At 40.7% G+C, this 13,815-nt stretch carries 9 protein-coding genes and 1 pseudogene; 7 read left to right on the top strand and 3 right to left on the bottom strand.

Features of this window, described 5'->3' with window-relative positions; translation table 11 throughout:
* The first annotated feature begins 142 nt into the window (after positions 1 to 142).
* Positions 143 to 4,837: an AAA family ATPase gene (locus tag IQ274_RS24115; protein ID WP_228058332.1), complete on the top strand. Its 4,695-nt coding sequence runs from the start codon at positions 143 to 145 to the stop codon at positions 4,835 to 4,837.
* Between the two features lie 490 nt (positions 4,838 to 5,327).
* Here IQ274_RS24115 and cysK read toward each other — a convergent pair whose 3' ends face one another.
* Positions 5,328 to 6,287, bottom strand: coding sequence for a cysteine synthase A (gene cysK, locus IQ274_RS24110; RefSeq protein WP_194143663.1), 960 nt, complete (start codon positions 6,285 to 6,287; stop codon positions 5,328 to 5,330).
* A 994-nt stretch (positions 6,288 to 7,281) separates the two neighbouring features.
* Here cysK and IQ274_RS24105 point away from each other — a divergent pair.
* From IQ274_RS24105 to IQ274_RS24080, 6 genes are all read left to right on the top strand, one after another.
* Positions 7,282 to 7,704 carry a hypothetical protein gene (locus IQ274_RS24105; RefSeq protein ID WP_194143662.1) on the top strand — a complete coding sequence of 141 codons (423 nt, stop codon included), beginning with the start codon at positions 7,282 to 7,284 and terminating at the stop codon, positions 7,702 to 7,704.
* Between the two features lie 44 nt (positions 7,705 to 7,748).
* Positions 7,749 to 8,030, top strand: a complete 282-nt coding sequence (locus IQ274_RS24100) for a hypothetical protein (protein WP_012407154.1) — start codon at positions 7,749 to 7,751, stop codon at positions 8,028 to 8,030.
* 2 nt (positions 8,031 to 8,032) lie between these two features.
* The gene (locus IQ274_RS24095) at positions 8,033 to 8,344 is read left to right on the top strand and encodes a hypothetical protein (protein ID WP_012407155.1); all 312 of its coding nucleotides are present in this window, start codon (positions 8,033 to 8,035) and stop codon (positions 8,342 to 8,344) included.
* 381 nt (positions 8,345 to 8,725) lie between these two features.
* Positions 8,726 to 9,088, top strand: a complete 363-nt coding sequence (locus tag IQ274_RS24090) for a hypothetical protein (protein WP_167306207.1) — start codon at positions 8,726 to 8,728, stop codon at positions 9,086 to 9,088.
* A gap of 135 nt (positions 9,089 to 9,223) precedes the next feature.
* Positions 9,224 to 10,231 (top strand): LLM class flavin-dependent oxidoreductase, encoded by a 1,008-nt coding sequence (locus tag IQ274_RS24085; protein ID WP_194143661.1) that lies wholly within the window; start codon positions 9,224 to 9,226, stop codon positions 10,229 to 10,231.
* Positions 10,221 to 10,595 (top strand): hypothetical protein, encoded by a 375-nt coding sequence (locus tag IQ274_RS24080; RefSeq protein WP_193946535.1) that lies wholly within the window; start codon positions 10,221 to 10,223, stop codon positions 10,593 to 10,595. Before IQ274_RS24085 ends, IQ274_RS24080 begins: the two co-directional genes overlap by 11 nt.
* 379 nt (positions 10,596 to 10,974) lie before the next feature.
* Here IQ274_RS24080 and IQ274_RS24075 read toward each other — a convergent pair.
* Both IQ274_RS24075 and IQ274_RS24070 read right to left on the bottom strand, forming a co-directional pair.
* Positions 10,975 to 11,650, bottom strand: a pseudogene (locus IQ274_RS24075) (Coq4 family protein).
* A 308-nt stretch (positions 11,651 to 11,958) separates the two neighbouring features.
* Positions 11,959 to 13,542, bottom strand: a complete 1,584-nt coding sequence (locus IQ274_RS24070) for an alpha-amylase family glycosyl hydrolase (protein WP_194143660.1) — start codon at positions 13,540 to 13,542, stop codon at positions 11,959 to 11,961.
* Positions 13,543 to 13,815 lie beyond the last annotated feature (273 nt).

Raw genomic sequence — 13,815 nt, 5'->3', positions numbered from 1 at the left:
TAGCTAATTATAAGTAATCATAATCTATACTATGTCTGCTAGTCAGAAAATTCTGTATTTCTAAGTATTATAAGCTACATTGTGTCTAGCGATTGCTCTTCTCTCAAAAACTTTTTGGTTTACTGATCAAAGCGCTTGGGGATTGAAAGCTGATTTAGAGGAATGTTTGTTTCAACTGCAAACAACTGGAAAAATTGAAAACTTTGTACCAGGAAGACAAGACAAATCCGGGCATTTTTTGATTCCGCAAAAGCTATACGGCCGCAAAGCAGAAGTAGCAACATTGATGGCTGCGTTTAAGCGTGTGGCAGGAGGTAGTAGCGAACTCATGCTCGTCTCTGGTTATTCGGGGATTGGAAAGACGAGTGTCGTCAATGAAGTTCATAAACCCATTGTGGGAGCAAAGGGTTATTTCATTGCAGGCAAGTTTGACCAGTTCAAGCGCAATATTCCTTATGCATCCTTGATTCAAGCATTCCAATCCTTGATTCAGCAATTACTTACCGAAAGCGAAGCCCAAATCCAAGTTTGGAAAGAGAAACTCTTAACTGCATTGGGAGAGAATGGGCAAGTCATTATCGATGTGATTCCCGAAGTCGAACTAATTATTGGAACTGTGCCACCAGTAACACAACTGGGTGCGGCTGAATCTCAAAATCGTTTCAATCGCGTTTTTGGGCAATTCATTGGCGTATTCACGACCCAAGACCATCCCTTGGTTGTGTTTCTCGATGATTTGCAGTGGGCAGATTCGGCATCGCTGAACTTAATTGAGCTATTGATGACAGATAGCGATGCCTACGGCGGCGAGCCACGCAAATATTTATTGTTAATTGGAGCATACCGCGATAACGAAGTGTCGCCTACCCATCCACTGATGATGGGTTTGAACAAGATTCAAACAGCAAATGCAGTGGTGAATCATATTGTCTTATCACCGTTGCAGTTAACAGATGTGGAAGCGTTAATTAGCGATACCTTGAATCACACAGAAGCCAGCAAGCCACTAGCAGAATTATTATTTCACAAAACTGGAGGAAACCCTTTTTTCTTAACACAACTGCTGAAAACTCTACATCAAGAAGACTTGTTAACGTATGACTTCCAGTTTGGAGTTTGGCAGTGGGATATCCAACATATTCAAGCGATCGGTCTTACCGACTTAAACGTGGTTGAATTAACGGCGAGAAATATTCGCAAATTGTCACCAGAAACACAGGAAGTCCTTAAACTGGCTGCTTGTATTGGCAACACGTTCAATCTGGATGTATTAGCGATCGTTAATGAAGCATCTTCTTTAACAACTGCGGCGCAATTGTGGCCAGCCCTGCAAGCTGGGCTAATTTTGCCGTTAAATCAGGATTACAAAATTCCCTTAGCGTTTACTCAGGAGGATTCAGGCGGCGTTACTTTAACAGATGTTAAAGTTGACTACAAGTTTTTACATGACCGAGTACAACAAGCGGCGTATTCTCTGATTCCCGATGAGCAGAAGAAAGCAACGCATCTGAAAATTGGTCAATTACTGCTGCAAAAGACTACACCAGAAGAACGCAAAGAAAATATATTTGCTTTAGTTAACCAACTGAATTACGGTACTGATTTACTAATATCTGAAATAGAAAAATCTCAACTTGCAGAACTCAATCTGATTGCAGGTAAAAGGGCAAAAGCAGCCACAGCACACGATTCCGCCATCAAATATTTCCAAGTTGGTTTGGGATTGTTAACAGAAGAAAGCTGGAAGTGTGAATATGAACTGACATTAACACTGCACTCAGAAGCAGCAGAGGCAGCTTTTTTGAGCGGTGATTTTGAAGAAATGCAGAGATTGTTTGAGATCGTCCAAAACTGTGCTGTGACGCTACTGGACAAAATTAAAGTGTATGAAGTCCAGATGCAAGCTTATATGGCGCAGAACCGGCTGCTAGAAGCGGTTAACACAGCGCTACAAGTTTTAAAGCTGCTAGGGGTGGAGTTTCCTCAAGAACCGAACGCGTCAGATATTGGGCAAGGATTGGCAGACACTGCGGCAATTTTGAGTGGAACGCGAATTGAGGATTTAATTGAACTACCTCAAATGAGCGATCGCTATAAATTAGCAGCCATTAGACTTTTGTCAAGTATCTTTGCTCCTGCATATATTGCTGCTCCTGCACTGTTGCCCTTGACGGTATGCAAACAAGTACAATTATCCGTCGAATATGGTAATGCTACCGTTTCTCCCTTTGCTTATGCCAATTATGGTTTTCTTCTTTGTGCCATTGTGGGAGATATTGATTCAGGTTATAAATTTGGTCAGTTGGCTTTAAATCTAGTGTCAAAGTTAAATGCTCAAGAAATCAAAGCCAAGACAGTTTTCATCGTAAATCTATTTATCCGACATTGGAAAGAGCATCTGAGAGAAACCTTAGAGCCTTTGCTGTCAAGTTACTCTAGCGGAATGGAGACAGGAGACTTAGAATATGCAGGCTATAGTCTACTACAGTACTCTTGTTTAGCTTACTTTAGCGGTAAAGAACTGACTGTCCTTGAAAGAGAGATAGCAAGAAATAGAAATGCTATTCATAATATTAAGCAAGAAACAGCGCTTAATTATATAGAAATCTATTGGCAGGCTACCTTAAATCTACTTGGAAAAAGTGAAAATCCCTCCCTTCTCAAGGGTGAAGCCTGCGATGAACAGATAAGATTGCCACTACACCAGCAAGCAAACGACAATGCGGGAGTTGGCTACATATATTTGAACAAATTTTTGCTTTGTTATTGGTTTGAAAATTACTCGGAAGCGATTGAGAATCTCGCTATAGCGGAGAAGTATTTAGATGCAGTGGTAGGAATGCCCCTTGTTCCTCTATTCAATTTTTATGATTCTTTAGTACGGCTAGCGGTGTATCCTGATCGCCAAGCATCAGGACAACACGCAATTATTGATCGCGTCCAAGCTAATCAAGAAAAAATGCAAAAATGGGCAGATCATGCCCCAATGAATCATTTACACAAATTCTATCTAGTAGAGGCAGAACGGCATCGGGTTTTAGGGGAAAAAATCGAAGCGATTGAGATGTACGATCAAGCGATCGCACTTGCTAAAGAAAACGAGTATATCAACGAAGAAGCACTTGCTCACGAACTCGCTGCCAAATTCTATTGGTCATGGGGTAAACAAGCCATTGCCCAAGCATACATGACAAATGCTTACTACACCTACAGCCATTGGGGTGCGATCGCTAAAGTCAAAGATTTAGAAGCACGCTATCCGCAATTGATTGTGCAATCAAACACAGAAAAACTAGAACCGAATTACCTGCACAATATTCAAACAAACTCCACGACTAGCGGAGGCGCTCAAATTCTCGACTTGATGGCGGTGATGAAAGCTTCACAAGTCTTGTCAGAAGAAATGGTGCTGAGTCGCTTGCTCGAAAAATTGATGAAAAATGCGATCGAAAACGCTGGCGCTCAACAAGGTTACTTTCTTGTCAAGCACAATCATCAATGGATGCTAGAAGCAGAGGGAATTGTTGAAGGTAAGAACGTTAACGTTGTTGTTAACTTTGAGCATGAAACTCATTTATTCTTACTTCCGGTTGCCTTATTCAATTATGTAGAAAGAACCAGAGAAAGCCTGATTTTAGATGATGCTGTTAAAGACTCTCGCTTTGCGGCTGATGCTTATATCGCCACTCACCAATCTAAATCGATTTTGTGCCTACCATTGATTCACTCTGGCAAGTTTACTGGTCTTCTTTACCTGGAAAATAATCTTATTTCTGGTGCTTTTCCTTCAGAACGAGTGAATGTGCTGAGTCTGTTGACAGCACAAATTTCGATTGCGATCGAGAACGCCCGTCTGTACACCAACCTACAAGCATACTCGCAACAACTGGAAGCTAATAATGAAGCTTTACAAGCATCTGAAATGCGAGAGCGAGAAAAAGCCGAACAACTAGAAAAATCTCTGTACAAACAGCAACAAACCCAAGCTCATCTTGTGCAGACTGAGAAAATGTCAAGCTTAGGGCAATTGGTAGCTGGTGTTGCTCACGAAATCAACAATCCCGTCAATTTTATCTTTGGCAACCTGACCCATGCCAACGGCTATACTCAAGAGTTGCTAACACTATTGGAACTTTACCAAAAACATTACCCATCTCCCCATCTAGAAATTCAGGAAGAAGCTCTAGCAATTGACTTAGAATTTTTGCTGGAAGACCTGCCTAAACTAATGTCTTCTATGCGGGTTGGAGCAGACCGAATTCGGCAAATTGTCGCTTCTCTGCGAACCTTCTCACGCATGGACGAAGCCGAGATTAAAGCCGTTGATATTCATCAGGGGATTGATAGTACCCTAATGATTCTGCAACATCGCCTCAAAGAAAAGTCAGATCGTGTCGGTATTGAGCTTGTTAAACATTACGGCAACCTACCCCAAGTGGAATGCTATGCAGGGCAACTCAATCAAGTGTTTATGAATGTGTTGAGTAATGCGATCGATGCTTTGGAAGAGTCATTAGCGGATAATCAAGGACAAATAATAACTCCAACCATAACTATTTACACTGAACAAATTGATGCTAATCAAATCGAAATTCGGATTGCAGACAATGGTCTAAGTATACCGGAGTCTCTTCAGCGCCGCTTGTTCGATCCTTTCTTCACCACAAAACCTGTGGGTAAAGGGACAGGTATGGGTTTGTCGATTAGCTACCAAATTATCACTGAAAAACATGGTGGCTCACTCTCTTGCATCTCAGAACCAGGTAAGGGGGCAGAGTTTCAAATCCGCATTCCAATTTGCCAGGAAGTTAGCAAGAACGTTGTAGTTAGCATTTAGAAGTAGGGGGTAGGAGGCAATACTTTTCGGGTTTTGGGGGAAAGGGGAAAGGGAAAGGGTTTGAATTTCCCTTTCCCCATTGCCCTTTAACCTTTCCCCAGACCAAAAGAGAGATTATTGGGTTTAACCAAAAAGTATTGGGGTAGGAGATAGAAACATCTTTATCTTGTCTCCTTTCTTGCTCTCTTTTAAACTTACGAAACAATACACGCGGTAGGGGCAATTCATTAGGGCGGCCGCATCATGTCAATAAGCAAAGTCTATTCTCAATAGAGCTAAAATTAATGTCATTAACCTTTGCTTATTGCGAATAATTAGGCGATCGCTTTGGGGCTTTAAAAATAATCAAACGCGAAATCCTGATTTTTTCGTTGGTTCTTAAGCTTCGTTGTGATCAAGAGTAATTTAGATGCGTTTGCCCTAGGCAATTCATGAATTGCCCCTACCGGAAAATCTTTCTTTTTGACTATTGTTTGCGTAAGTCTTATCTTTAACGCACGCCAGCAGTTTCTAAGGATAAGTCTTGAAACATGGGGGTGCTGAGGTAACGTTCGCCGAAGGAAGGCTGAATCATCACGATTAAACGTCCGGCATTTTCTGGACGTTTACCTACTTGAATGGCAGCACACAAAGCTGCACCAGAGGATATCCCAGATAGTAAGCCTTCTTCTTTTGCCAAACGTCGCCCGTAAGCGATCGCTTGTTCATCGCTGACTCTAATTACTTCATCAACCAATTCTAGGCGGAGAACATCGGGGATAAATCCGGCACCAATACCTTGAATTCTGTGTGGTCCGGCTTCACCACCGGAGAGAACTGGGCTGTTGCTGGGTTCAACTGCGATCGCCTTAAAAGTCTTTTTACGACCTTTAAGTACCTCTGCAATCCCGGTAATCGTCCCACCAGTACCTACCCCAGCAATGACGATATCTACTTCTCCGTCTGTATCTGTCCAAATTTCTTCGGCGGTAGTTTCCTGGTGAACTTTAGGATTGGCAGGGTTGCGGAACTGTTGCAGCATAAAAGCATCAGGAGTATTAGCCACAATCTCTTCGGCTTTGCGAATCGCTCCCCGCATTCCTTCCGCGCCTGGTGTCAATTCTAAAGACGCGCCATAAGCTCTCAACATAGCGCGTCGTTCTTGGCTCATCGTCTCTGGCATTGTCAAAATTAAACGGTAGCCACGTGCTGCTGCTACCATTGCTAGAGCAATTCCTGTATTACCTGAAGTAGGCTCAACTAAAATAGTCTTTCCAGGCTTAATTGAGCCAGCCGCTTCTGCTGAAAGTACCATACTTAACCCAATGCGGTCTTTTACCGAAGCTGCTGGGTTCATACCTTCTAATTTGACAACTATCCTTGCTACTACTCCTTCAGCTTGAGGAATCTTGTTCAGTTGAACTAAAGGAGTTCGTCCGATCAGTTCTGTTATATCTTGAGCAATCCGCATTATTTAACTCCTAAAATTCTAAATCTTAGTACAGAGTATTTACTTATAACAATAAGCTTTTGTGTATTTAATTTGCAGTTTAGTGGTAATGAGTGCATATACTATATATTCTAACTAAACCACAAAATCTGAAAGTTTAGAAAGAACTTTTAGCAGATGCTCTCATTGATTCTATCTTCAGCAGATGTTTAGCTTGCCATTCTTTTATTTTACCATTTGGAATTGCTGACTGTTGTCTCTTAGGCTAAGATCAATTTTTATAATTCTGTATATATGAATAATTTTTATCATCATTCTTTATTTGTTAGGGAAATATAACTAAATTTCAAAACATTTAATGGATTTTCTGAATTTATTAGTTTATCTTTATCAAGAGACATCGATATTTACTTTTGAGTGCAGATTTTATCTACTAAAACTTGCATTAAAAACAGTTCTAAAGCTTTGCCTACATTGCTTTTAGATTGAGTACAAAAACACCAGAACCCCACTTCAAAAACACTAGCACCCCATCTCAAAAACACTAGCACCCATACCCCAATATTTTTTTATAATACCTATCTGATAAGGATTACAGCCGTTGAGTACTATTGTAATGAATTTAATAATCTTAACAGGGCTGGGGTAAACTGTTTTGTGGAGAGCGACTGATATAAATCGTATAGGATTTACGCAGAGATTCCCCTCTACCCCCCAACATTCCTGAGCGAAAGCTGAGTGAACTAGGGGGGACTTCTTAATCTCCCTTTTGAGAGCAAGATGAAACCACATCCCAGAATATAAGTGTGTTATTTCTGATTGAATAATCCTACGTTTTGCAAAAATGTTAGTAACTTTTCAGTGATCAGTAGTCAGTGGTAATTAGAAAATAAACTGATAGCTAACAATTGTGAAAATTCCCGTTTACACATATTTTAATATCAAAACTGTTTCAGATAAACAGCAAATGATATTTTCTTACTGGGTGCATACTACCTAGCAAGGGAGAGCCAAGATGAAAGCCAAACTTTTAAATGTTCTGACAGTTTGCGTAGTTATTTTAGCAGTGCTTTCTCCAGAACTAGTAGTATTTGGTATAGTTTGGGAGCGACATTTGGATTTAGTAAAATCCCAGAATTTAGCCTACGAAGTTAACAAGACGACTAAAAATGCTCCCGACTTGGCTCCCCAGACAGAGGTTACACATTCCCCTCAGACTAGCATCCAATCCTCTGACCGTAATGTGATTAATCAAATGCTGACTGTTGCTGAACAATATAAATTTGCCGCTATCTTGCAATGGTTCTTCTTGTTAACCCCTATTTGTGTTGGGTTAGGAATTCTCTTTTACGACAGATATCTTGTACATCGTGCAACTGTTTTAAAAGAACAAGTTGAAATGTTGGAGAGACTGTGGCAGCAAGGTATCGAACAGTGACCAATTTCCAATTAACTCACTAAAATCAACCAAAACAAAACACCATGTCAGAACAACGCCAGCAACTGTATTTCAATCTGATTGATGAATTGCTCAAGTGCCCTAATGGTCAAGAACCAGAAATTTTAGAATCTAAGCCAGAATTAATTGACTCTGGTTTCGTAGAAACAATGTTACAAGTAGCAACGATGTTTGCCCATGAAGGCAATCAAGATGGTGCCAAGTTTTTATTTTTTGTGGCGCGTGAGCTAGCTAAAGAATTGGGTTTATACCCTGAAGTTCCCAATACTGAAGTTGAAAATCCTGAAGTTGCCAATAAGGAGTAAAAATGTTGTTGACTTCAACGGATGCAGGACAAATCGCTTTAGAACTGCTCATGGCAGATTGGAATATTTCAGAAGAGAATCGGGAGTGGTTCACAATCTTTAACTCTCGTCTGATTGGCGAGAGTTGGTACACTGTGGAATTAGGTGTAGAAGGATTTCCCGATAGATGGTTTATTCAAGTATATGACACTGGAGCTTGCGATCCAAACTATACATTTATATCACCAATCCGTGGTTCTGAAGGATTCACAGATTTTGTAAATGTGCCAGATATCATAGCAGAGGTATTAGTTTGTGAACGCAATGCTCGATAATAATTAAAAATTCAACATTTAGAATTCAATCTTGAAATGTGCTAATTAAATACATTTTATTTGAATTCATGATTTTTGATATCAGAGTATTTGGGAGCATCTATCCTTGGCAAATATACCTGTCGATGAGAAATTGCGGTTAATCTTGCACGCTAACTAAAAAACTAACCTACGAGGTGGGTTTTGCATTAATAGCCGCGTTCGAGGTATTCAAATCAATACTTTGATATTTCATTCAATATAAAGATGCTTTACGCAAATCGGAGGTGATACCAAATAAGGTACACCTCTTTTTTTATGTAATATTTAATATTTTATTTAAGCCTCATAAGGTATTTTGTCATATTTAATTGATAAAATTATGTTATATTAAATAGCGTGATGGACGCTACAGAAATATCAGTTCCAATGATTGCTGAAGATATCTTAGCCAAAGAATTCACAAGAGTCCTCAACCACTACTACCCAAAAGTTGGGGAATTACTAGATGGGTGTTATGTGAAAGTCATCACCTGTTTTTGGGGACGACCTGCTCGACGGTTGCAATATATAGGAATTTATTGCTCTGACGAAATGATTTCCTATGTGCAAGCCCACAAAGAAATTCTCAGAGAAGTTGCAGACAATATGGGACTAGTCCAAGTAGTCTGCATGAATGCCAAACGATTATTGCGCGATCCGATGTCGAACATCAAACATAACAACCCACGGCTATGGTTGGAGTTGCAGTGGGTTGCAAATTAGTCTTTGATCGCATTAATGGAGAGGAGTAAAGGTGTTTGTAGTGAAGACTTTAGTCCTCAAATATTGAAGCACTAAAGTGCTTACTTCAAACCTATTGACCACTAGAATAGCCAGCACAAAGTATCAAAGCAAGTAATGAAAACTGGAATTTTCTGCAATTACGATAATCATCACCAAGATGCTCGTCGTGCCATTTCTGAGCAAGTCGCGCTGATAAAACAGGCAGAAAGTTTAGGTTTTGAGTCAGCCTGGGTGAGTGAGCATCATTTTAGTGAATCCAATCTCAGCCCGTCTATGTTGCTGTTGATGGCACACTTGGCGGGATTGACTTCAACTATCCAATTGGGCACTGCGGCGGTGTTACTGCCATTCCATAACCCGATTCGGGTAGCGGAAGATATCGCCACTCTTGATAACCTGTGCAATGGACGATTATTATTTGGAGTTGCTAAAGGCGGCCCCTTTCCCCAACAAAATAAGCATTTTGCGACACTCCCAAGTGAAGCTCGTCCTAAGATGCTAGAGGCGATCGCATTGGTTCAAAAGCTTTTATATGAAACTGATGTATCATTTAATGGCAAGTATTATCAGTGCGATCGCCTGACAATTTACCCAAAACCATTGCAGAGTCAAGTACCAGTGTATGTTGCCACTGGCGGCGATGATGGTATCGAACTTGCTGCTAAACATTCCTTCAGCTTGATGGGTGGGCCACCATTCTCCCTACACAGATTGAAGGATACTGTTGCTAAATATCGAGCCTTAAATTCTAGTGGTGCAGAAAACTTCGTGCTGGCACGCTTTTTTTATGTTGGTAAAACATTTGATGAAGCAGTGAGTGAGGCATTGCCTTTCATCCGCCAATTTAGCCAGAAAATGAAAGCTAATACGGCTCAAGTATTGCAGAATAGTGCAAACCCCAACCAAAAACCATTTGACCGTACAAACATTTGTTTCGACGAAGATTATTTGATTGAGAACTCAATTATCGGTGATGTGGAGACTTGTCGAGACAAAATCAAGAAATTTCAAGACGAATTAAATTTAGCTACCCTAGCCCTCAAACCCTCGTCTGCGGATTTGCAAAAAAACCTGGAGAGTTTGACGCGCTACAACCAAGAGGTGCGAAATTATGTCTTCTAAACTATACCTGCTTCCTCCCGATGATTTACCTCCAACTGAGGTAACGAAAGAGGATGGAATGTTGCAGATGGAGCTAGAACAGTCTACTGGTAGATGCTTTTATCTAGCTTGCGATCGCATTACGCGAGTCTTGTTGTCTAATTGTCAGTGGTATCTCACGACAAATGCTAGCATCCTAACATTAATTGTTGACTGCCCCGACTTAGTATCTTACTGGCATATAGTTAGCAATATTGCTCAGTTGGGTAATAGGTTAGAACGGTTTGCTAGCAATGGAAAAATCCGCGTTTATCCGCCATTTGGCAAGGGGATGCCATTTGAAATCAGCGTAAATGAAATATCTGCTTATCGGGATTGGCTTTGAGGTAAATAGAAACTGGGAATCACACAAAATATAGCTGTATTACACCCTGTACTCTTAAAGTGCAGGGTGTTGCAATTTTTATTGAGGAAGGCAGGAGGCAGGAGGAAAACTGCGCTCTGTAACAGCCCAAGACCCCCACTGTTGCGTTAGCTTCCCGCTTTCTTACGAGAGTTCAGTGGCTCTAAAGACGCTCGCAGACTCGCTCTAAGCGTACTCCTACGGAGAAGCGAGCTACGCGTAGCGTCTCTAAGAGTTGCTATGCCGCAGGCTTTACGCTGCGCTATCAGTAGGGGTCGAATCCCCAACTGAAAAACTCCTTCTGCCTCCTGCCTCCTGCCTCCTGCCTCCTTCAACAAATCCACCTCTCAAAATACCAGTTTTACGAAATAGAATTCACACCCAGACGCTCACGAATTTCGCTGACTTGTACATCCCAAAGTTGATCCCATTTTTGCGCGATCAACTTACCTGGAGTATGAGAACCCACCCTGTAGCCACGAGATATTTCTATCATTAAATCTTTAAAATTATTAGGTTGGTAAAGGCTAATCATCACCATGCCAAAACTCAAAAGCATGACGCTGATGGGAATTGGAGTCTGAGCTAAGAAAAAAGCTTGGAGACCAATTTCACCAATTCCATTTGTGTCAAATCCAGCGACTACATGATATATATATATCATGGGTGGATCTCCAAAGCATTTTAAGATAGGAAATATCATCAACAACAGGAACTTTTTTATAAAAGTAGGGATCGAATCCTCTAGCTTTCATTTCTCTAGCATAAACATGACCTAAAGTTCCCTCTGGGAGTTTACCTAAATCATCTAAATTGAAAGGTGCTGGTAGCCAACGTTCTGTAAACAACGCATTCACTTCAGGGATTTTTTTTAGTTCATTAACAGCTAGCTGTGCCATTTCTGTTTGGTCAAGTGCGTCCTCGAAGTCAAATACTCTATCAGTATTACCATCTCCAAATTTTAGGGAACTAGATGCCAGGAATTGAATGTAAGCAAGAAGTCCTTTATCGTTGTTGTAAGCAATTACATTCTCCATAGTAATTCTCTGCTTTGAGATATAATTTTGCTAATTAAAATCTGAGTCTTCAATATTGGAATATATTTATCCAGGTTTTCATGAATCTTCAGAGGTATTTAGCAAAACTTTTTGCTATAAATATGTCTAATTAAAAAATTGATTTGACAAATACTTTTAGATTTGACTAAACCGTATTAGATTAAAAATAGTTAATAAAAATTAGAACATAGATATTTAGTAATTTCAGGGGCAAAGCTTCTGGTAAAAGGTTATAAATTTAAACCAGGTTTTTTATCTCAAAGCTTTGCCCAAAAGCTAATGTTTGCTTACGCCAAAATCACCATTCCCGAAGGTGGCAAATCAATTCGCACAGTTGCGCGACGGTCGTTATGATGTTGCACAGCTACAGTTTGGTCGCGGGGTGGGTGGCGTAAATATGAATCGCTCCAATCGCTTTTGTATAAAAACGTCATGGTCGAGTCTTGGGGATGTATATAAGTATCTACTGTCACTTCTGCACCGCGATTTTCTAAGCCGTTGGTATTTAGTACCATCAGCACTTCTGTGTCAAATAAAGTCTGTGACCAAGCAACTAATTCGCCTTGTCCGGGAATCGAGAAGGGGGAATTACAAAAGGATGTTTCGCGTAGGTAGTGATGTCCACGGCGCAAGGCTTTACCAATTTTATCGTGACTGTTGCGGATACGCGCGATCGCAGCTATCCGCAAATAGGTAGGATGATCGATATCGAAGAAATGACAGTCTGCTGTTTGAAATGCGCCAAAAGCACCGCCAAACATTGCTTCTTTGATATATCTATCTTCCGCAAACCTTCCACCCTCTATGCTGTAATCGTGATAACCTTCATTTCCATCAAAAGCCTGCTCTGTTCCATAATAAATAGCAGGAATTCCTGGCATAGTTAATTGCACACCAACAGCATGAGCAACTTGCTCATATAGATTAGGTACATTACTGTATGCGGCAAATCGCTGCTTATTAGTCCGGGATGACATCTCATAGTCATCCAAGATGGAGACATGATATGTCCCAATTTGGCGATATTCTCCAGCGAGATTGTTTTCGCTATACAAATCGAAAAATTGCTTGGGGTTTACTAACCCTTTGGCGAATGCAGCCAATTCATTAGGGGTCTGTGCGATGTCTAATACAGCACTAAGGTTGCGAGCAATAATGTCTATGTAAGCACCAGCCATACTACCAGAGGTTATTTCCCCAGTCAGTAAAAAGTTGTCTTTACCGATAGATTCGGCGTATTCACGGACAGCTGTGCAGAATTTGCGGGAATCTTCTGGAGAAACATGCTTGAGGCTATCTATCCGCAAGCCATCACAGTCAGAAAGAGCAATCCAATATTGATAAACTCTTGCTAGAGCTGCAATTACGTCATTTCTGTTAAACCAGTTATCAGCACTCTGGCTGTAAATTACATCTAGGATGACATACATCCTGCGATCGTGGGCAGCATCAATTAAATCTCTTAAATCTTGACGGGTGCCAAAGTGCGGGTCAATATCTAAAAATTCTTGAATGCGATCGCTATGGTAAACTTCTAACTCAGAACGTTGCCGCCAAGGTGGATTAATCCACAGCGTTGTTATTCCCAATCGTTGCAAGTAGTCTAATTTACTCTTAATTCCTTTAAGATTACCACCAACAAATTTTGTCCCTGCTGCCATCCAGTTGGCTTTATCCTTAACCTGGAATTTTGCAAGATTGGTGTGGTCAAAAAGCTCTCTTTGATTTTCATTATCGTCACTGAATCTATCTAATACCAATTGGTACAAAAACTGGTCGCGCCAACTGATAGGACTCGGATAAACTCTCCCTCGTGGTTTTAGGTCTGTTTCGGAGAGTTGCTGGGGTGTCAATTCTTCAACTTTAGCCATGAGGATTTACACACAGATAGGAAAATGGAAGTATGCATTTTAGATGTTAGAAAACATACTTTAAATTTTCATTAACCTGCGGGGGGATTTTGTAAATTAGCGACTTTATTTTTCGATGATAGATTTTAGTTTAAACGTGATGCCTTCTCTACGAGACGCTACGCGTAGCTTGCTTCCAGCCTGACTGTAGGGTAGGAACGCAAAAAAAGTGTGGAGGAACACAAAAAATACGGAGGATAATAAATAGAGTTTTCACCAATAGTATAAGACTGC

The sequence above is a fragment of the Nostoc sp. LEGE 12447 genome, assembly GCF_015206985.1.
Lineage (GTDB): Bacteria > Cyanobacteriota > Cyanobacteriia > Cyanobacteriales > Nostocaceae > Nostoc.
This window is presented reverse-complemented; position numbering and strand designations above follow the sequence as displayed.